The sequence below is a fragment of the Pseudarthrobacter sp. NPDC055928 genome, assembly GCF_042270935.1.
Taxonomy (GTDB): Bacteria; Actinomycetota; Actinomycetes; order Actinomycetales; family Micrococcaceae; genus Arthrobacter.
Genome location: NZ_JBHJZH010000015.1, coordinates 17,563 through 37,135, shown reverse-complemented (window position 1 = coordinate 37,135; position 19,573 = coordinate 17,563). Strand labels below are relative to the sequence as shown.

20 protein-coding genes are annotated in these 19,573 nt (G+C 66.7%); 1 reads left to right on the top strand and 19 read right to left on the bottom strand.

Annotation, left to right across the window (positions count from 1 at the left end; genetic code table 11):
* Positions 1–82: 82 nt before the first annotated feature.
* Both ACFC25_RS17485 and ACFC25_RS17480 read right to left on the bottom strand, forming a co-directional pair.
* Entirely contained in the window at positions 83–1,276 is a 1,194-nt protein-coding gene (locus tag ACFC25_RS17485; RefSeq protein WP_376047458.1) for a 4-hydroxybenzoate 3-monooxygenase, read from the bottom strand.
* A 122-nt stretch (positions 1,277–1,398) separates the two neighbouring features.
* A complete protein-coding gene (locus tag ACFC25_RS17480) occupies positions 1,399–2,148 on the bottom strand; it encodes an IclR family transcriptional regulator (RefSeq protein WP_376047455.1) in 750 nt (249 codons plus the stop codon).
* 207 nt (positions 2,149–2,355) lie between these two features.
* Between ACFC25_RS17480 and ACFC25_RS17475 the strand changes: the two genes are divergently transcribed.
* On the top strand, positions 2,356–3,201 hold the full coding sequence (locus tag ACFC25_RS17475; protein WP_376047452.1) for an amino acid-binding protein: 846 nt from the start codon (positions 2,356–2,358) through the stop codon (positions 3,199–3,201).
* Positions 3,202–3,254: 53 nt separating this feature from the next.
* Here ACFC25_RS17475 and ACFC25_RS17470 read toward each other — a convergent pair whose 3' ends face one another.
* From ACFC25_RS17470 to ACFC25_RS17390, 17 genes are all read right to left on the bottom strand, one after another.
* Positions 3,255–4,172 (bottom strand): diacylglycerol/lipid kinase family protein, encoded by a 918-nt coding sequence (locus tag ACFC25_RS17470; protein ID WP_376047449.1) that lies wholly within the window; start codon positions 4,170–4,172, stop codon positions 3,255–3,257.
* A 47-nt stretch (positions 4,173–4,219) separates the two neighbouring features.
* Positions 4,220–4,462 (bottom strand): hypothetical protein, encoded by a 243-nt coding sequence (locus tag ACFC25_RS17465; protein WP_337348658.1) that lies wholly within the window; start codon positions 4,460–4,462, stop codon positions 4,220–4,222.
* 91 nt (positions 4,463–4,553) lie between these two features.
* Complete coding sequence (locus tag ACFC25_RS17460; protein ID WP_337348657.1) at positions 4,554–5,927, bottom strand: NAD(P)(+) transhydrogenase (Re/Si-specific) subunit beta; 1,374 nt, start codon at positions 5,925–5,927, stop codon at positions 4,554–4,556.
* Entirely contained in the window at positions 5,924–6,259 is a 336-nt protein-coding gene (locus ACFC25_RS17455; RefSeq protein WP_337348656.1) for an NAD(P) transhydrogenase subunit alpha, read from the bottom strand. The genes ACFC25_RS17460 and ACFC25_RS17455 overlap by 4 nt, the downstream gene beginning before the upstream one ends.
* On the bottom strand, positions 6,259–7,512 hold the full coding sequence (locus ACFC25_RS17450) for a Re/Si-specific NAD(P)(+) transhydrogenase subunit alpha (RefSeq protein WP_376047446.1): 1,254 nt from the start codon (positions 7,510–7,512) through the stop codon (positions 6,259–6,261). The genes ACFC25_RS17455 and ACFC25_RS17450 overlap by 1 nt, the downstream gene beginning before the upstream one ends.
* Positions 7,513–7,783: 271 nt before the next feature.
* On the bottom strand, positions 7,784–8,593 hold the full coding sequence (locus ACFC25_RS17445; RefSeq protein WP_376047444.1) for an IclR family transcriptional regulator C-terminal domain-containing protein: 810 nt from the start codon (positions 8,591–8,593) through the stop codon (positions 7,784–7,786).
* 90 nt (positions 8,594–8,683) lie between these two features.
* The gene (locus tag ACFC25_RS17440; RefSeq protein WP_376047441.1) at positions 8,684–9,376 is read right to left on the bottom strand and encodes a 3-oxoacid CoA-transferase subunit B; all 693 of its coding nucleotides are present in this window, start codon (positions 9,374–9,376) and stop codon (positions 8,684–8,686) included.
* Between the two features lie 2 nt (positions 9,377–9,378).
* Positions 9,379–10,068: a 3-oxoacid CoA-transferase subunit A gene (locus ACFC25_RS17435; RefSeq protein ID WP_376047438.1), complete on the bottom strand. Its 690-nt coding sequence runs from the start codon at positions 10,066–10,068 to the stop codon at positions 9,379–9,381.
* 16 nt (positions 10,069–10,084) lie between these two features.
* Positions 10,085–11,284: a thiolase family protein gene (locus ACFC25_RS17430; protein WP_376047435.1), complete on the bottom strand. Its 1,200-nt coding sequence runs from the start codon at positions 11,282–11,284 to the stop codon at positions 10,085–10,087.
* A gap of 98 nt (positions 11,285–11,382) precedes the next feature.
* Complete coding sequence (gene pcaC / locus ACFC25_RS17425) at positions 11,383–11,829, bottom strand: 4-carboxymuconolactone decarboxylase (protein WP_337348650.1); 447 nt, start codon at positions 11,827–11,829, stop codon at positions 11,383–11,385.
* Positions 11,826–12,644 carry an alpha/beta fold hydrolase gene (locus ACFC25_RS17420; RefSeq protein ID WP_337352664.1) on the bottom strand — a complete coding sequence of 273 codons (819 nt, stop codon included), beginning with the start codon at positions 12,642–12,644 and terminating at the stop codon, positions 11,826–11,828. Before ACFC25_RS17420 ends, pcaC begins: the two co-directional genes overlap by 4 nt.
* The gene (locus ACFC25_RS17415; protein ID WP_376047430.1) at positions 12,637–14,133 is read right to left on the bottom strand and encodes a lyase family protein; all 1,497 of its coding nucleotides are present in this window, start codon (positions 14,131–14,133) and stop codon (positions 12,637–12,639) included. Before ACFC25_RS17415 ends, ACFC25_RS17420 begins: the two co-directional genes overlap by 8 nt.
* Positions 14,130–14,696: a protocatechuate 3,4-dioxygenase subunit alpha gene (gene pcaG, locus ACFC25_RS17410; RefSeq protein ID WP_376047427.1), complete on the bottom strand. Its 567-nt coding sequence runs from the start codon at positions 14,694–14,696 to the stop codon at positions 14,130–14,132. The genes ACFC25_RS17415 and pcaG overlap by 4 nt, the downstream gene beginning before the upstream one ends.
* Before the next feature lie 3 nt (positions 14,697–14,699).
* Positions 14,700–15,575, bottom strand: coding sequence for a protocatechuate 3,4-dioxygenase subunit beta (gene pcaH / locus ACFC25_RS17405; RefSeq protein WP_376047425.1), 876 nt, complete (start codon positions 15,573–15,575; stop codon positions 14,700–14,702).
* Positions 15,576–15,630: 55 nt separating this feature from the next.
* Positions 15,631–17,577, bottom strand: coding sequence for a bifunctional sugar phosphate isomerase/epimerase/4-hydroxyphenylpyruvate dioxygenase family protein (locus ACFC25_RS17400; protein ID WP_376047422.1), 1,947 nt, complete (start codon positions 17,575–17,577; stop codon positions 15,631–15,633).
* The gene (locus ACFC25_RS17395; protein ID WP_376047419.1) at positions 17,577–18,458 is read right to left on the bottom strand and encodes a shikimate dehydrogenase; all 882 of its coding nucleotides are present in this window, start codon (positions 18,456–18,458) and stop codon (positions 17,577–17,579) included. Before ACFC25_RS17395 ends, ACFC25_RS17400 begins: the two co-directional genes overlap by 1 nt.
* 130 nt (positions 18,459–18,588) lie before the next feature.
* A complete protein-coding gene (locus tag ACFC25_RS17390) occupies positions 18,589–19,416 on the bottom strand; it encodes an IclR family transcriptional regulator (protein ID WP_376047416.1) in 828 nt (275 codons plus the stop codon).
* Positions 19,417–19,573 lie beyond the last annotated feature (157 nt).

Here is a 19,573-nt window from a genome sequence, read left to right as displayed (position 1 = left end):
CCGCACATCGGGGACAGGCCCGCACAGCCGGCGTCAGCCCCGCCGTCGTACTTCAATTTCACGCAGCCTATGTCACGGCATTCTAGGAAACGGCGCCGGGCCAGCCGGTGTAGGCCTCGGCCAGGTAGGCCATGCCATTCCGGGAGGAGACCACGGAGTTCAGTTCGCCGAGCTGGCGGGCGCGGGTGAAGTCATCCGCGTCCACCGACGTGTGGAGCATGGTGGTCATCCAGTACGAGAACTGCTGGGCCTTCCACACGCGCTCCAGTGCCCGGTCACTGAAAGTGTCCAGCAGGTGCGTGGAGCCCGAGTTGTAGTAGCTGTCCAGTCCTTCGAAGAGGACCTTGACGTCATGGATGGCCAGATTCAGGCCCTTGGCGCCGGTGGGCGGGACAGTGTGCGCTGCATCGCCGGCCAGGAACAGGTTGCCGTGGCGCATGGGGGAGTGCACAAAGCTGCGGAACGGCAGGACCATCTTGTCGATGACGGGGCCTTCCTTGAGTTCAAAGCCGTTGCCGTTGACCCGGCTGCGGAACTCGGCCCAGATCCGGTCGTCGTCCCAGTCAGCCACGTTCTCATGGGGATCGCACTGGAAGTACATCCGCTGCACGGTTTCGGTGCGCTGGCTGATCAGGGCGAAGCCGTTGGCGGAGTTGGCATAGATCAGCTCGTCCGCGCTGTGCGGAGCTTCGGCCAGGATGCCGAACCAGGCGAAAGGGTACTCGTGGAAGTACCACTTCCGGTTGGCCTCCGGGATCTGGAAGCGGCAGTGGCTGCGGGAACCGTCCGCGCCCACCACGAAGTCCGCCTGGATCTCGCACTCCACACCGTCGGCGTCGGTGAACCACACCTTCGGCTTGCCTTCGAGGTCGTGCACGGTGGTGTCCGTGACGCTGTAGCGGACGTCGCCGCCGTCGGCCTTCCGTCGTGCTGCGAGGTCCAGGAAGACGTCCGTCTGCGGGTAGAGCCACACGGACTCCCCCACGAGGTCCTTGAAGTCGACGCGGTGGCTTTCGCCGTTGAACCGCAGCTCGATGCCGTCATGCCGGTCCCCGTCACGCAGCACCCGGTCCGAGACTCCGCTGTCCACGAGCAGGTTGACGGTGCCGTGCTCCAGGATGCCGGCGCGGACGGTTTCGGAGATGACCTTGTGACTGCGGACTTCGACCACGGTGGAGTCAATCCCGGCGTTGGCCAGGAGGTGGGAGAGCATCAGGCCGGCCGGGCCGGCGCCCATGATGGCCACCTGGGTGGTGATGATTTTGCGTGGTGCCATGGTTGTTTCTCGCTTCGTTGCGGGGGCTCGTGCTGGAAGAGCTGCGTGGGGCGTCTAGGCTTCAGTGTGCAGCAGGAAGCCTGACTGGCGTAACGCATATTCCATTCAACGGAAGTCCGAAATCAGCTACCGGCCTCGCCCAGTCGCCGGGCGATTCCCCGCGCGGCAGTCTGCAGAGCAGGAACCAGGGCCTGCAGGCGCATCTCCCGGAGCGGAACCACCACGCCGAGCGCTGCCACCGCGCGCTGCCTCGCGTCCAGGACGGGAACGGCAATGCCCCAGGTGTCCGGATCCACGACGCCGGCGAGCTGCGCAAAGCCCTGCAAGGCCGTTTCGCTGAGCAGGCCGCGCACCGCATCCCGCGTTACCTTCCCGGAGGGGTCGGCGAACTGCTCGAGGTACTCAGCCTGCAGCGCCTTCCCCTGGTGCGCCATCAGCGCGAGCCCGGCTGAGGAAACGTGGACGGGCATCCGTCCGGCCACTTTGGCCCGGTTGGCCACGGAACCGCGGTGGGACAGCCGTTCCACGAAGAGGGCCTCCCAGTGGTCCAGGACCGCCAGGTTCACGTTCTGGTTGAGGACCTGCTGGATGTCCTCCATGAACGGCATGGCGGCCTGCCGCAGCGCCAAGGTAGGCGAATTACGGTTCACCAGTTCCCACAGACGCAGCCCCAGCCGGACGGTTCCACCGGCGCCGGTCTCAAGCAGGCCGTGCGCTGCCAACTGCCGGACAAGCCGATGCGCCGTAGTGAGGGGAAGCTCCGCCCGGGCGGCCAAGTCCGAAAGCTGGAGGCTGCTGACGCCTTCAGGGAACGCTGAAATGACCCTGACCACACGATCCACCACAGAGTCCCCGGAAACTGAATTGGCCATGATCCGTCGCTTCCATTGAATGGGGTGACTTTTTCCAAGAATACCTCGCCGCCTGACTCAGCCACGCAGCCGGCGCGTACGCACCCAGCCATGTGCCGCCGTCGGGCAGTCATGGAAAGCTGCCCGTAAATCCTATGTTGCGGAGCGTTCCCACGATCGGAACGGCGGGGCAACACCCCCGAAACAGCACCACGTGATCCTTGGAACATGAAGCCCACCGCAAGCAGCCCTGCCGCGGCTGATTTGAGCTGCGAAGTCTGCGGCCTGATGCCCGAACCCACCAAGACCCGGCTCACGGTAGCGAATGTCGCCGTCATGCTTCCCATCGAGCTTCTGGTCCACGCCCTGGTGGTAGGGACCCATCTCCCTTACCTGGCCAAGGTACTGGTGCTCACCCTCACGGCCACCATCCTGGTGATCTGGGTGGCCGAGCCGTCCGCTGCCCGCGTCCTGCGCGGCTGGCTGCATGCACCAGCCCTGCGCCACCGCCGTCAGTTGGGAAAGGCACCGTCGCTGTGGCGGGCCCGCACCGTACTCCAGGACCAGCCGGGTTCGCTCCAGAAAATCACCAAGGCCCTGGCCCGCCTGGACACCAACATTTTGAGCATCCACGTCCACCCTGTGGCCGGCGGCGTCCTGGACGAATTTGTGCTCTCCGCCCCAGGAAACCTCAGCGAACGGGACCTGCTGGATGCACTGCACGACGGCGGCGGCTCCCGGTCCCATGTGTGGCCCACCACGGCACTGGCCATGGCAGACGGCCAGACCAGGGCGCTGAGCCTGGCGGCCAGGATCGCCGACGCCCCGGACGAACTGCCGCTGGCCGTGGCCGAACTGCTGCGCGCACGCATCCTCACGCCGTCGGAGGCTGTTCTGGAAAAGCACGACGCCGGAACGCGGCTGAAAATCCCTACCGCCTGGCACGGACCCCTCACGTTCGTCCGTCCCGGCGAACCGTTCACGCCCGCTGAGTCGGCCCGCGCGCACCGCCTCGCGGAGCTCGCCGAGATCCTGGCCCACCGCCCCGTCGCTGCCGGCCCCCCATCTAGGTAGCAGCAGATGTCGTTATGGAGCCTCAAAACGACATCTGCTGCTACCTAGTTGGGTTACATCCGGAGGGTGAGGGCGGAGGGCTCCAGGGTCATGAGGACATGCTTGCCGTCACCCTCGTGGTCGCCGTCGAGTTGGTAGTCGTCGTTGTGTTCCAGGGTGATCTCCACGGTTTTGCCTTGGAAGTACTCCACTGAGGTGTCCCGGCCCTTCCCCTTGCCGATCATGCCCGCGATCACGGAGAACCAGCCGAGCTTCCCCCGCGGTGCCAGAACCACCACATCGAGGAGGCCGTCGTCTACCTTGGCGTCGGGGAAGATCTCCAGGCCGCCCTGGACCTTGCCGCAGTTGCCCACCATGACGCTGCGGACCCGGCGGTGCACCACGTCCTTGCCGTCGACAACGATGGTGGCCTTGACCGGCTTGCCCGGCAGGTTCCGGATGCCGGCATCCACGTAGGCCAGCCAGCCCACCTTGTCCTTGAGGTCCTCGTTGGTGTCGGCCATGATCGTGGCGTCGTAGCCCACGCCGGCCATCACCAGGAACAGCTGCTCCTTGTCGGGGTTGCTCCGGCGGGCGCGGACGACGTCGATCTTCCGCTCGGTTCCCGCTAGGGCCCCGGCCATGGCGCCGTCAAAGTCGGTGACGTCCATGCCCAGGTTGCGGGCCAGGAGGTTGCCCGTGCCGAACGGAAGCAGGCCCATGGGCACGTCACCGCCGGCGAGGACTTCGGCCACACATCGCACGGTGCCATCGCCACCTGCGGCAATAACGATGGCGGCGCCCTGCTCCAGCGCTTCCTTTGCCTGGCCGACGCCTGGGTCCTCCTTGGTGGTTTCCAGCCAAATGGGTTCGCCCCAGCCATTCTCAGAACAGTGCTTGGCTGCGAGGGCACGCACGTCAACATCCACCGGCTTGGCAGGATTGACGATGATGGCCGCGCGCTTAAGGGCAGGGGAGCTGTTGCCTGTCATGGTGTCCTTCGGTGACGTTGGATGGGCGTTAATAGAAAGCGTACTTCCTAAGTCTGGATTTCCTGAGCCCTGGCTTCGTGGTTCCGGGCGTTGATCCGGGCCGACCGCACGATGGTGAAGACGCCGAGAGCATCAACCACGGCGATGACGGCGATCATCCAGTACAGGCCCTGCCCCGCCACCAGGACCATGCCGATCACACCGGTAACAACTGTCATGATGACCGGCAGCAGCCAAACGGGGCGGGCCGTTCGGGGTGCTTCTTCGGGCGTAGTCTGCGGGTAGCTCATGGATGAGTCTCCTCGTGAAACGTGGATGGAATCGCCAGCGAATGACGTGCCAGGCTGGTAAGCGTCAGGGTCGGTCCTATGGCCAGCAAGACTACAGCGCCTTCACAGCACCCAGGACTTTGGCCAGCGAATCCTTGGCGTCGCCGAACAGCAGGGAAGTCTGCGGTTCATAGAGCAGCTCGTTCTCGATTCCCGCGAAACCGGGCCGCATCGAGCGCTTCAGGAAGATCACCTGGCGGGCGTCAGAGACCTCCAGGATGGGCATGCCGTAGATCGGCGAGCCGGAGGACGTCTTCGCCGCCGGGTTCACCACATCGTTGGCGCCCACCACCAGCGCCACATCCGCGGTCCGGAACTCAGAGTTGATCTCGCCCATCTCCTTGAGCGACTCATACGGCACATTGGCCTCGGCGAGAAGCACGTTCATGTGCCCCGGCATCCGCCCGGCCACCGGATGGATGGCGAAGTCCACCTCGATGCCCCGGGCCTCCAGGGCCAGGGCCAGCTCGGCGGCGGTATGTTGTCCCTGCGCCACGGCCAGGCCGTAGCCAGGCACAATGATGACCCGCTGCGCGTAGCCCAGCAGCACTGCGACGTCCTCGGCGCTGGAGGACCTCACGGGACGTTCGCTCACGGCGGTGGATCCCGCCGTCGAACCTCCCCGGAAGGCGCCGAACAGGATGCCGGCCACGCTGCGGCCCATGGCCGCGGCCATGGCGCGGGTGAGGATGGTACCGGAGGCACCCACCAGGGTTCCCGCCACCACCAGCAGCACGTTGCCCAGCACCACGCCGGACGCGGCCACGGCGAGGCCGGTGAACGCGTTCAGCAGGGAAATGACGATCGGCACATCCGCGCCGCCCACCGGCAGCACCAGCAGCACGCCGGCGGCGAGACCCAGGACCATCAGCAGCACGGCGAGCGGCAGGGAACCGGTCAGGACGACGGCGACAGAGGTACCCACCGCGGCGAGCAGCACCAACGCCATCACTACAGGCAGTCCCGGGAAGACGACGGGGCGGGTGGTCATCAGTTCCTGGAGCTTCGCGAAGGTGACTCCGGACCCGGCGAAGGAAACTGCGCCCACCAGGAGCGTGAAGACAATGGCGAGCCGCACCCACGGATCCGGCGTATGGCCGAGTTCCAGGAGCGCCACCAGCGCGGCAGCACCGCCGCCCACCCCGTTGAAGAGCGCCACCAGCTGGGGCATCTGGGTCATTTTCACCCGCCTGGCCACCGGGGCGGCCACGGCGGTTCCCACCGCGATGGCCCCGATAATCCACGGAATATTGTCCAGGCGTGAGGACAGGAACACCGTGACGACGGCGACCAACGCACCGAAGGCACCCACCAGGTTTCCGCGGCGGGCGGTGCGCGGGGAGCTGAGGCCGCGAAGGGCGAGGATGAAGAACACGGCCGCTGCAAGGTAGAGCAGGGCGGTCCAGACCGGATCGAGGAGGGTCATTGTCCTTCCCCCTTGCCTACGGCTTTCCCGACGGTGCCATCCCTGCCTGGGGCTTCCTGGCGGCCCCGGAACATGTGCAGCATCCGGTCAGTAACCACAAAACCGCCCACCAGGTTGGCGGTGGCCAGCACTACGGCGAGCAGGGCCACGGCCAGGATCCCCGGATCGGCAGCCTGCCCGGCCACGATGATGGCACCCACCAGGATGATGCCGTGGATGGCATTCGCCCCAGACATCAGCGGCGTGTGCAGGGTGCTGGAGACCTTGGAGACCACTTCAAAACCCACAAAGACGGCCAGGACGGTGACGGTGAGCAGGCTCATGCCGTCCATCAGATTCCTCCCTCGCTGCGGACGATGTCGTTGTGGAGCGTTTCGTTGTGGACAGTGTCGTTTTGGACCGTGTCGTTTTGGACCGTGGGCGAATGGTCCGGAGGGGCGGGGATGAGCGCCGCCAGAGCTTCGGCCGTGGGCAAATGCCGCACCGCGCCGTCGTGCGTGAGGCAGGCGCCGGCCACCACTTCGTCGTCGAAATCTGGGCTGACCACCCCGTCCCGAGTCATCAGGGCCAGCAGGTTGGCCACGTTCTTGGCGTACAGGCGGGACGCATCCGAGGCCATCGCGGACGGTGCGTCCTTCAGTCCCACCAAGGTGACGTGGCCCTGCCCGTCTGCTGTGGGCACCGGAATATCTTCGCCGGGAACCGAGCCCTCCACGTTGCCGCCGGATTCCGCGGCGAGGTCGACGACGACGGAACCGGGCCGCATGGCCTGCACCATTTGCCGGCTCACCAGAAGCGGTGCCCGCCTGCCGGGTACAGCCGCCGTCGTAATCAGGACATCCGCCTGGGCGACATGCGGCGCGAGCAACTCACGCTGGAGGGCGCCGCGGTCGGCGCTGAGTTCACGGGCGTAGCCGCCGGAGGCCTCCGCCGTTTCGAGGTCGAGCCTGATGAAGGTGCCGCCCATCGATGCGACTTCATCCGCGGAGGCAGGCCGGATGTCGTTGGCGGAGACGCGGGCACCGAGCCGCTTGGCGGTGCCAATAGCCTGGAGCCCGGCCACACCGGCGCCAAGCACCAGTACCCGGGCCGGCGGCACAGTGCCGGCAGCGGTCATGTACAGCGGGAAGAAGCGCGGCAGCCTGATGGCGGCCTCCAACACGCAGCGGTAGCCGGCTACCAAGGCCTGGGAGCTGAGCGCGTCCATGGACTGGGCCCGGGAAATGCGGGGCACCAGTTCCAAGGCGAAGGCCGTGACGCCGGCGTCCGCGAGCGCCTGGACGGTGGCCAGTTCGGACGAGGGCGACGCCATCCCCACGGTAACGGCCCCGGGCTTCAAGGACCGGGCCGTTGCCGGTTCCAGCGGACGTACGTGGACCAGGATGTCCAGGTCGGCGGGATTCAGGGCTGGGACTGTCATGGCGCCGGCATGCATGTATTCGTGGTCGCCGTATCCGGCTGGGTCCCCTGCCCCCGACTCGATCAGCACGTCCAGCCCCAGGCCGGCCAATTGCTTGACCGTCTCCGGGGTGGCGGCCACTCGCCGTTCACCCTCATGGCGTTCCCGCGGTATGCCCAGTTTCACCCGCCACTCCCCTCACAGCCGTGTGCGGCAGTGCCTCAGGGTCCGTGTCCGTCCGTTTGACCGGCGGGAACTTCGCGAGCGGCACTGCTGCACGTAGTTGGCTAGAGTCTATGGCCAGCACCGCTCCGGCGGCAGTAGCGCAGCAGGCTTATGTGGAAACAGTTACCCACAGGGGCCCAGAAAAGGGCCCGCGGTCCAGTTCCAGGCAGGCAGAAGGGACAAGAGGGCGACGGCGGAACATTCCGCCGTCGGCCTCTTCTGTTTGTCTCGGCTACCGCCGGGCGGTCAGATCGGCCGAAATGAGCTTCGCCGTCGCCACTATTTCCTGCGCCACCGAGGCAAGATACGCATCCGGGTCCGGCTGGGCCGCGACGGATTGGGCCTGCAGGGACACGTTGACGGCTGCCACCACTTTGGGTCCGTCATAAACCGGAGCGGCGACGGACATAAGTCCAAGTTCCAGCTCCTGGTCCAGCAGGCACCAACCCTGGGTGCGGACCTTTTCCAGGACGGCCAACAGTTCCGGGACAGTGCCCAGCGCGCGGGGCGTCAGCGGTTTGATCTCAGCGGCGGCCAAGTAGGCCTTCAGCTCGGCCGGCGGCAGCGCGGCAAGGAGCACCCTGCCCATCGATGTGGCGTACGCCGGGAAGCGGGTGCCCACCGTGATGCCAACGTTCATGATCCGGCGGGTGGTCACCCTGGCGATGTACGCGATGTCCGTGCCGTCCAATACAGCCGCGGAGGTGGACTCGCCCAGTTTCAGCGACAGTTCTTCCAAATGCGGCTGGGCAAGCTGCGGCAGCGACATTCCGGACAGATACGCGTACCCGAGCTGGAGCACCTTGGCCGTCAGCGCGAACGTCTTGCCGTCGGTGCGGACATAGCCCAGTTCCACCAGCGTGTGCAGGAAACGCCGCGCGGTGGCCCGGGTGAGGTCCGTGCGGGCCGCCACTTCAGTGAGGGTCATCAGTGGGTGGTCGGTATCGAACGCACGGATGACGGCCAGCCCGCGCGCCAGCGACTGCACGTACTGGTCGCCCGCCTGCGGAGCGGCCTGCGTGTCTGCTGGTGCGTTGGTCATGGTTACCAATCCTATTCGGCGGGAACTGGCAGATGCCCCTCAACTCATGGGTTTGAGGGGATTGCTGCCAAGTTCGTGCCAGGGCCAGTGTTAAGGCGCGACGGCGGGGGCTGCTGTGAGCGGGACCGGCACCAGTTCCTGGAGCTCCTCCAGCGTGCAGCCGAAGGTTTCGCGGACCTGGACGCCTTCAGGCCCGGTAAGGAACACCGCCTTGTCCGTGTACACGCGGGTCACGCAGCCGACACCGGTGAGGGGGTAGGTGCAGGCTTCCACGATCTTGGAGGCGCCTTCGCGGGTCAGCAGCGTCATCATCACAAACACGTCCTTGGCGCCCGTGGCGAGGTCCATCGCGCCGCCCACGGCCGGGATCGCGCCCGGGGCGCCGGTGTGCCAGTTGGCGAGGTCGCCGGTGGCGGAGACCTGGAAGGCGCCCAGGACGCAGATGTCCAGATGCCCGCCGCGCATGATCGCGAAGGAGTCGGCGTGGTGGAAGTAGGACGCCCCCGGGAGTTCGGTGACGGGGATTTTGCCTGCGTTAATGAGGTCCTCGTCGATCTCCTCGCCCTGGGCTTCGGGGCCCATGCCCAGCATGCCGTTCTCGGTGTGGAGCGTGATGTCCTGGTCCGCTGTGAGGTAGTTGGACACCAGGGTGGGCTGGCCGATACCCAGGTTCACGAACGAGCCGGGCTTGATGTCCTTGGCCACGAGCCGGGCGAGGTCGTCGCGGCCCAGTGGCGTTGCGGATGTCTGGATGCTGGTCTGGCTGTTGGTCTGTGCGCTCATTTTCAGGCCACCTGTTCTGGTGTTCCGGCGTCTGCGGGCACGCGGACAACGGTGTTGACGTAGATTCCCGGGGTAACCACGGCCTCCGGGTCCAGTGCCCCGGTGGGGACGATCTCGGAAACCTGGACGATGCTCTGCTTGGCAGCGGCGGCCATGATCGGGCCGAAGTTCCGGGCGGTTTTACGGTAAACGAGGTTGCCCTTGCCGTCGGCTTTGAGGGCCTTGATCAGTGCGACGTCGGCGTGGATGGGGGTCTCAAAGACCTGCCCGCGGCCGTCGATGATCCGGGTTTCCTTGCCCTCGGCCAGCATGGTGCCGTAGCCGGTGGGGGTGAAGAACCCGCCGATTCCCGCGCCGGCGGCCCGGATGCGCTCGGCCAGGTTGCCCTGCGGGACGAGTTCCAGCTCGATCTGCCCGGCCTTGTACTTGGCGTCGAAGTGCCAGGAGTCGGACTGCCGCGGGAAGGAGCAGATCATCTTCTTCACCCGGCCTTCCTTGATCAGCAGCGCAAGGCCCTGGTCGCCCTGGCCGGCGTTGTTGTTCACCACAGTCAGGTCGGTGGCGCCGCAGTCCATCAGCGCGTCGATCAGTTCGAACGGCTGCCCGGCATTGCCGAACCCGCCGATCATCACGGTGGAACCGTCCCGGATGCCGGCGACGGCATCGGCCACAGTGTCTACGAAATTCAGCATCGCTTAGCCCTTTCCTTTACGCCGAAGCACCGGCAGTGACGTTTTCAAGCACCACGGCCAGGCCCTGCCCAACGCCGATGCAGATCGCCGCGACGCCCCAGCGTTGACCGGAGGCCTGCAGCGACCGGGCGAGGGTGCCCAGGATCCGGGTGCCGGACGCGCCGAGCGGATGGCCCATCGCGATGGCACCGCCGTGCCGGTTCACAATCTCGTGGCTGATGCCCCAGGCGTTGATGCAGGCCAGGGACTGCGCGGCGAACGCTTCGTTAAGTTCGACGGCGCCCACCTGGTCCCAGCCGATGCCCGCCTTCGCGAGGGCCTTGTTGGCGGCCTCCACCGGGGCGTAGCCGAAGTACTGGGGGTCGTTGCCGTGCGCGCCGCGGCCGGCGATCCTGGCCAGCGGTTCGAGCCCGAGCAGCCCGGCGGCAGCTTCGGAGCCGATCCAGGCCGCGGAGGCGCCGTCGGACAGCGGGGACGCATTTCCAGCCGTGACCGTCCCGTTCTCGGCCCGGAACACGGTCTTCAGCCCGGCGAGCTTCTCGGCGGAAGAACCCGCGCGGATGCCTTCATCCCGGACCAGGTCCGTTCCCGGAACCGGGGCCACGAGGTTGTCGTAGAAACCCTCGTCCCACGCAGCAGCGGAGAGGTTGTGCGAGTTCGCGGCGAATTCGTCCTGCTGCTCGCGGGTCACACCGTACTTCTCGCGCAGCCGCTCGGTGGCCTCGCCCAGGGAGATGGTCCATTCCTGAGGCATGGCCTTGTTCACCAGGCGCCAGCCCAGCGTGGTGGAGGCCAGGGTCATGTCGCCGGCGGGGTAGGGCTTTTCCGTCTTGGGCAGTACCCAGGGGGCACGGGACATCGACTCGGCGCCGCCCACCAGCATCAGATCCGCATCCCCGGCGTTGATCTGGCGCGAGGCGATGATCGCGGCATCCAGGGAGGAGCCGCAGAGCCGGTTCACCGTGGTACCCGGGATGGACACCGGCAGTCCGGCCAAAAGCGTACCCATCCGGGCGATGTTGCGGTTTTCCTCGCCGGCGCCGTTGGCGTTGCCGAACACAACCTCGTCGATCCGCTCCGGATCGAGCCCGGGCGCGCGCTTTACCGACTCGGTGATCACGTGCGCTGCCAAGTCATCCGGGCGGACGGCCGCGAGGCCGGAGCCGAACTTGCCAAACGGGGTGCGCACTGCGTCGTACACAAAAGCCTGATTCATGGTGCTCCTCTAAATCTGTGTCGGGCCCAACTAGGTAGCAGCTGATGTCGTTATGAGGGCTCAAAACGACATCTGCTGCTACCTAGTTGGGTGGGGTGCTAGTTGGGTGGGCCCGCAGCGTTGTCCATGTCACGGAACACCTGCTGGGCGGTCTTGAAGGCTGTGTTGGCGGAGGGAACACCGCAGTAGATGGCGGTCTGGAGCAGGATTTCCTTGATTTCGTCCCTGCTCAGGCCGTTGGTGATGGCTGCGCGGATATGCATGGCCAGCTCTTCCCAATGCCCGTGGGCCACCATGGCGGTGATGGTCACGGCAGAGCGCATCTGCCGGCTGAGGCCCGGGCGGGTCCAGATGCCACCCCACGCGATCCGCGTGATCATGTCCTGGAAGTCGTCGGTGAATTCGTCCTTGGTGGCGTTGGCCCGGTCCACATGGGCGGCGCCCAGCACCTCGCGGCGGACCACCATGCCGCCGTCGTAGATCTCCTGGCTGGTGGCGTCCGGCTGGACGACGCCGTTCCGTTCACTGCCCGGAAGCCCGCTCACTTGGCTGCCTCCCGGGATTCGCTCCAGGAGATGAGGTTCCGGAGCAGATCGGCCACGTGCCCGGGTGCCTCAAACGGCGCCAGGTGCGCCACCCCGCCCAGCGTCACGGCGCTGGCAGTGCCTCCGCCGGCGGTAATTCCCGCCGCCACTTCTTCGGCGAACGACGGCGGCGCAACAGTATCCTCGGCACCCGCCAGTGCCTGCGTGGGGACACTGATGCTGCCGAGGTCCCCGCGGACGTCAAAGGATGCCAGGGCCTCGCAGCAGAAGGCGTAGCTGAAGCGGTCGGCGTCGCGGAGGGCGTGCAGGAGGCGGCTGCTCCGCGCGGGTTCGCGGTCCATAAAGCCCCGCGCGAACCACCGCTCCGCGGAGCCCTGGATCATCACGGGCGTGCCCTGGCTGCGTACGGTTTCGGCGCGTTCCAGCCAGCCCTCCGGGGTGCCCAGCTTGGCGCCGCTGCACTGGACGGAGAGGCTTTTGAGTCGTTCGCCATGCTTGATACCCAGTTGCAGTCCAGTGGCGCCACCGAGCGAAACACCCGCGTAGTGGAAGGCAGCCCCGGGTGCGATGGAGTCCACGAGGTCCACCACTGCGTCCGCGAGGTCGGCCACGTCAAAGGTTTCGATGGCTGCCGGGGAGACGCCGTGGCCGGGCAGGTCCCAGGCCACGACGTCGTAGTCGGTGCCGAGCAGTGTTGCCGCCTCGGTCCACAGGAGGGTGGATGTGCCCAGGGACGGGCCCGCGACCAGCAGGGGCCTGTCCCCCAGCTGGCGCTGGGGCGAAAGCAGCACTGCCTTCAGGGTGGGTTTAGCCATGGTTGGCTCCGTTCGCGTCGTTGGCGGAATGGTTCTCTGCAGGAACTGGGGACTGCGCAAAGTCTGGAAAAGCAGCGAGGATACGCCGGGTGATCTCGGTGGCCTGGCCCAGGTAGCTGGCCGGATCCAGGAGCTGTTCCAGCCGGAGATCGGTGAGCTGGCCGGCCGGCACAGCCTCGCGGAGCAGGCGCCGGTAGGTAGCGGCCTGTTCCGCGGCCGGTGCCGCGAGGGTTCGGTCCACTACAGCTTGGAGTTGCTGCTTTCCGGTGGCTCCGTCCTTGTCCTCCAGAAGAGGCGCGACGGCGGCCCCCACCCCTTCGGCCAGCAGCAGCGGCCCGGAAAGGTCCAGGTTTCGGCGCATGGCGTCCGGGAAGACCTGCAGGCCTTCCGTCAGTTCCTTGACGTGCCCCGCGGCGGCCAGGGCGAGCCGGAGCAGCCCGCGCAGGGCAGGCCATTCCGTGTGCCAGGCGCCATCGGGACGTTCGTCGTTGAAGTTGGCGGCAGCAAGGTGGAGCTGGGCCGCGAGCTGCGGCGCCTGGAGGGCGGCGCTGCGGACCAGGACGGAGAGCACGGGGTTCTGCTTCTGCGGCATGGCCGAGGACACACCCCGGCCCGCGGCCCGCGGTTCGGCGAGCTCGGCAACTTCCGGCCGGCTAAGGAACAGGACATCGGCGGCGATCTTGCCGTAGGCTCCCAGCACCGAGGCGAGCGCATGCCCGAGGGACGTGATGGCCAGGCGGTTGGTGTGCCACGGTGCGGACGCTGCGGCCAGGCCCAGCTGGGCGGCCAGCGAATCGGCCAGGCCAAAGGGCGTGGACGCCGTCCCGGAGGTCAGCACGGTCCCGGCGGCCAGTGTTCCTGCTGCACCGCCGAACTGTATCGGCAGCTCCAGGTCCTCCAGCTGCCTGCCTGCGGCGGCGACGCCGTTGAACCACTGCGCAGCGCGGAGCCCAAAAGTGAACGGCAACGAGTGCTGGGTCAGGCTCCTGCCCACGCACAGCGTTTCCGCGTGCTGTTCCGCAAGGGCGGCGAGTGCCGCCGTCGTGGTTTTCAGGTCTGCCAGCAGCGCCTCGACCGTGTTGCGGGCTAGCAGCATCAGGGCGGTGTCCAGCACGTCCTGGCTGGTCAGTGACGTGTGCACCGCCTTCACTGCGCCTACGTTGGACGTGTCCCTCGCCTCGACCTGCTTCCGCAGGTCGGCGAGGAGCGGGATCACGGGATTGCCGCCACCCAGGGCACGGAGCGCGATGTCTGCGGCGTCGTAGCGGCCGGGTTCAGCGGCGGAGGCCACGACGGCGGCGGAACCGGCAGGCGCCAGGCCCGCCTTCTCCAGCACGGCGGCCCAGCCGGATTCGACGGCGAGGATCGCGGCCAGCACCGCGCGGTCCCCGGTCAGCGCCAGTACCAGTGGCGACGCCGAGACGGGACTCAGCAGGTCGACGTCGCCGTCGGCCGCGCTTTCGAACCTGCCCAGGGCGGGGTCGCTCATTGGAAGTCCAGGAAGACTGTTTCGTTCGGACCCTGCAGGTGGATGTCCCAGGTCAGCCCGCCGTCCGCATCGCGGCGTGCGATCAGGGTCTTGCGGCGTTCCGGATCCAGGGTGCTGAGCAGCGGGTCCTTGGCCAGGGCTTCCCCGTTCTCCGGCAGGTAAATGCGGGTGAACAGGCGGTTCGTCAGGCCGCGGGCAAAGAGGGCCACAGAAATGAACGGCGCAGCCCCGGGGGAAGTGGGGCCGGGGTTGACCGTGGTGAATGTGAACACGCCGGAGTAGCCTACGGAGCCGCGGCCCCAGCCGGTAAAGGTGTAGCCGTCCCGGACCAGCGAACCGGTCTTTTGGACAACCTTGCCGTCGGCGTCGGGCTGCCAGATTTCCAGGATGGCGTCCGGGACAGTCTCCCCGGCGCCGTCGTACACGGTGCCCTGGAGGCGGATGGAGCCCGGCGACCCCGGGGCCAGGAGTTCGTTGTCCTTCTCGAACGGCAGGGCGTAGCCGTAGAACGGGCCCACCGTCTGGCCGGGGGTGGGAACAAGCTGGGTGGTCTGGTTGCTCATTGCCTAGTCCTCATCACCTTCTGCGCCGAGCGCCTCGTTTTCGGTCCAGGTCCGCTTGGGCCCGGTCAGGATGATGTCCCAGTTGTAGCCCAGGGCCCACTCCGGCTCCGTGAGGTTGTGGTCATACTTGGCCACGAGGCGGTCGCGGGCGTCCTGGTCCACGATGGTCTGGTAAATGGGGTCCAGCGGGAAAAGCTGGTCGCCGGGGAAGTACATCTGCGTGATGATGCGCTGGGTGAACTCGGTGCCGAACATCGAAAAGTGGATGTGGGCCGGGCGCCAGGCGTTGAGGTGGTTCTTCCACGGGTAGGCGCCGGGTTTGATGGTGGTGAACCGGTAGGAGCCGTCCGGGCCGGTGATGCAGCGGCCGATGCCCGTGAAGTTGGGGTCCAGCGGGGCCGGGTGCTGGTCGCGCTTGTGGATGTACCGGCCGGCGGCGTTGGCCTGCCAGATTTCCACGAGCTGTCCGGCCACCGGGCGGCCGTCGCCGTCCAGGACCTTGCCGGCGACGATGATGCGCTCACCCTGTGGTTCGCCGTTGTGCTGGATGGTCAGGTCCGACTCCAGGGCGTGCACGTCCTGGTGTCCGAACGCCGGCGAGTACAGCTCGATGGTCTCCGGGTCTGCGTGGTGCAGGCTCTTGGTGGGGTGCCGGAGGATACTGCTGCGGTAGGGCGGGTAGTCCAGGCGGGGCTGGGTCTCGACGGCGGCACCGTCCTTGAGTGCCCGTGCATAAGCGTCTCCCAGGGCGTTGATCTCTGCACTGAGGTCGGCCTGGGTCTCGATTGCACGGTCCAGGGGCAGGTGGCCGGCATGTGGTTCGGCGGCCGGTACGAGCTCGTCGGTGTCAAGCTGTTGGGCATTGGTGTGCTGCGGCACGGCTGGCTCCTTTCGTGGTTGCTTGCTGGTTGAGTTGAAGGGTTCCGGGGCAGCGTCAGCGCCGCTGCTGGTGGTCGTACTGCACCGCATGCCGGACGGGGGCGTTGGGCGCGCCGTAGCCGTCATAGCTGCCGCGGCGTTCCACCATTTCGAAAAACACGCTCCCCACGGTGGCGGTGTAGAAGTGCAGGAACTCACCGTCGGCGTCGCGGTCGTAGAGGAGGTTCAGTTCCTGCAGGGTGGCCAGGAACTCCGGCGCCAGGCCGAACCGCGCGTCGAGGTCCTCGTAGTAGTTCGCCGGGATCTCCAGGAACTCCAGACCGCGGGCTTTGCAATCCCGCGCAGTGGCCACGAGGTCGTCCACGGCGAACGCGATGTGTTCCTGGTAGGTCCTGCGCGTACCGGTTCTCCCGCCGTCGGAGTCCAGAGCGTCCGAACCGTCCGAGGCGCCATCCTGCTGCATGAGCGGGGCAAGGTTCAGCACCAGGCGCACGGCGCGGCTTTCGGTGAGCATCACCTGGGATCGGACCAGGCCGGTGGGGCTGGGCACCTCGGCGAACGGCTGCGGTGCCAGGGCCAGGGCGCTGGTGTAAAAGAGGACTGCTTCGTCGAAGTGCTGCCAGGGCTGGGCCAGGTTCACGTGGTCGATCACGGCGGTAGCGGCCGCTGCGGGCACTTCCAGCCCCTCGCCGAATTCGCTGGTCCAGGCCGCTGTCCCGTCCGGGCTGCCCTGGCACAGGAAGATCTCGGTGGAGTCCGGGGCGGCGAAGCCCTGGAACACTTCCTCGTTGGCCTGGCTCTTGCGCGGCACTGCAGGAGCCTTGAGCTGCTGGGCCCGGGCGGAAGCAATCACGGGCGAATCGACGTCGAAGCCAAGGGCCGCGATCGCCGGCGAATCATCCCCCGACCCGGGGCCGGCTTCGTTGATGATCACCCGGGCGTGGCCCATGGTCCAGAGCTGGACATCCTTGGTGCGGTGGCGGCCGTTGAACTCGAAGCCCAGCTGGCCCAGGAGGGTTTCGAGCCCGGCGGTATCGGCAGCTTTGACCTCGGCAAAGTTGTACCCAGCCGGTTCTGCCACCTGGGGGAGGGTGGCCAGTTCCATGGGATAACGACGGCGGATCGGGGCTTGGGTGCCGGCCTCGCCACCGGTGGCGGTGCTGGAAAGAACGGGAGCGTTGGCGTCCAGCCACTTGGCGCTCTGCTCCTCCAGCCAGATCAGCGACCGCATGCCGTCCACGGCAGTGCGCTCCACGTCCGACTGGCGGAAGACGTCGTTGAAAATTTCCAGTGACACCGGGCCGGCATAGCCCGCGCGGACTACGTGTCCCATGAACTTGGCGAGTTCGAACTGGCCCTCACCCGGGAACACCCGGTAGTGCCGGCTCCAGGACAGCACGTCCATGGAGAGCTTGGGGGCGTCCGCCACCTGGACGAAGAAGATCTTGTCCGGATTGAAGGCCTCAATGGGTCCGGTGTCCCAGTCGCGGGAAAGGATATGGAAGGAGTCCAGGCAGGTACCCAGGTTCGGGTGGTCCACGGCCTCCACGAGCCGGTGGGCGTGTTCGTAGTCGCTGACATACTTGCCCCACGCCAATGCTTCGTAGGCAACCTTGACGCCGTGCTGGCCCGCGAGGTCGGCCAGCAGGCCCAGCTGCTCGGTCCGAAGGTCGTCGCTGTCTATGCTGGCGGTGGCAACGTTGGAACAGACCAGGACGGTGTCCATGCCCAGGCGCTCCATGAGCCTGAACTTGGCGTCAGCACGGCGGAGGTTGGCTGCCAGGAGGTCCTCGGACACGCTGTCGAAATCGCGGAACGGTTGGTAGAGGTCCAAGGTCAGGCCCAGGTCTGCCGCCATCTTGCGCACGTCCTCAGGCGTCAGCGGTGACGTGACCAGGTCCTGTTCGAAGATTTCGATGCCGTCGAAGCCTGCGATGGCGCAGGCCTGCATCTTCTCCATCAGCGTCCCGGAGAGGCAGACGGTGGCGATTCCGGTGCGCATCAGGCGGCCACCTCTTCTGCTGCCACGAGCTCCAGGAAGTGCGACCGCATCCTATCGGCGTCCGCTGCCAGTCCGGTGAAGATCCGGAAGGCATCCGCCGCCTGGCCCACGGCCATGCGGCCGCCGTCCAGGACGTCGCAGCCCCTGGCCCGGGCGCCGCGGACCAGTTCGGTGTCGATGGGGCGGTAGACGATGTCCGCCACCCAGTGCCGGGCTTCGAGCAGGTCAAGGTCAAGCGGGACACCCGGGTGTGCCGCCATTCCTACGGGGGTGCAGTGCACCAGGCCGTCGGCGATGGGCAAAAGCTGCGGCAGCTCCACCGTCGTGCGTGCTGTGACGGCGCTGTCAGGGAAGAAGCCAGCCAGTTCCTCGGCTTTCGCAGTGCCGCGTGCGGTGTCCACGTCCACCAGGTCCAGGGCCTTCACGCCGGCGGCGAGCAGGGCATAGGCGACGGCGGAACCCGCACCGCCGGCACCGAGCTGGACCACCCGGTCCAGCTTCGCGCCCGGGAGGCCGGAGGCGAGCGCGGCGCCGAAGCCGGAGAAGTCGGTGTTATGGCCTATGAACCGGCCGTCCTCGATCACCACAGTGTTGACGGCACCGAGCCGGAGGGCGTCCGGCGAAACCTCATCGAGGTGCTGCAGCACCAGCTGCTTGCAGGGGTGGGTAATGTTCAGGCCGTTGAATCCGAGGCTGCGGGCGCTCTGCAGCAGGTGGCCCACGGACTCGCCGGGAAGGCCGAGTTCCAGCAGGTCAATAGGGCGGTACAGATAGCGCAGTCCCTGCACGTCGCCTTCGCGTTCGTGCATGTGGGGGGTGAGTGACGGCGTCACGCCATCGCCGACCAGTCCCACCAGGTAGGACTCAGTTCGATTACTCATCCGTGCAGCTCCTTTGATAACAGCACCGGGCGGGCGCGCAGGCCAAGGCAGGCGCGGCAAGTCCGATGTTAGGGATTACAGTACAACATTTGTTCATATCTCGCACGCTTGTTCGAGATGCGAACATTGACTAACGCTGCGGGAGCCGGGCGGAGAGCTCGGCCGCCGCCTCCTGCAGCAGGGGGACGTGGGCTATGAGAGCTTCCAGGCTCAGGCGGAAGACCGGAACGGCCGTGGCCAGGGACGCGAAGGCATGGCCCTGGGAGTTGAGAAGAGGAACCGCCACAGCCCGCATGCCGGTCTCATTTTCCTCATCCATCACCGCGAACCCCTGGCGCCGGACTTTGTCTATTTCGGCGCGAAAGACGTCACGGTCCGTGATGGAACGCTCGGTGAGAGGCTCGAGGTCCAGCTCCTCCAGCAGGCGTTCACGCTCCGAGTCCTCCGCAAATGCCACCAGCGCCTTGCCCACGGCCGTGGTGTGAAGGGAGCCGAGGTGGCCGGGATCGCTGGTCACCCGGAACATCTGCGGACCGTCAACCTTGTTCACCGTCAGGTGGTGGTGGCCGTCGCGGACACTGAGGATGGTGGCCTCACCCGTCTGCTCGGTCACCCGCCGGAGAACGGGCATGGCCGTACCGGCGAAACCGTGATGGTTGGACACCCGCTGGCCCAGCTGGAAGATGCGCAGCCCCAGATGGTAGCGGCGCCCATCCGCTTCATAGTCCACAAAGCCGTCCCGCGTGAGCGAACCCAGAAGGCGGTACGTGGTGCTGAAGGGAAGATCCGCACGCCGGGAGATCTCCGCAGCACTGGCGCCGCGGGGTTCATCCCCCAGGAGGACCAGGAGGCCCAGCGCCTTGCCCACCATGTCCGTCCGGTCGCCCTTGGCCGCCTTTGACTCGGCTTTTGATTCGGCGGCCATGTCATCGCCCACTGTGGTTTGGTTCACACTCATAACCTGATATTGCCACATGGTGGCAACTATTCCTAGATGGTGATTATTTTCTTGACAGGTGACCACCCTCACAGTCATCATTGCTATATCGCACAAGTAGCTCCCACCATGTGGCTACTGTCCGGGTTCCCCCCAACTCCAGCCGTGCCGCACCGAA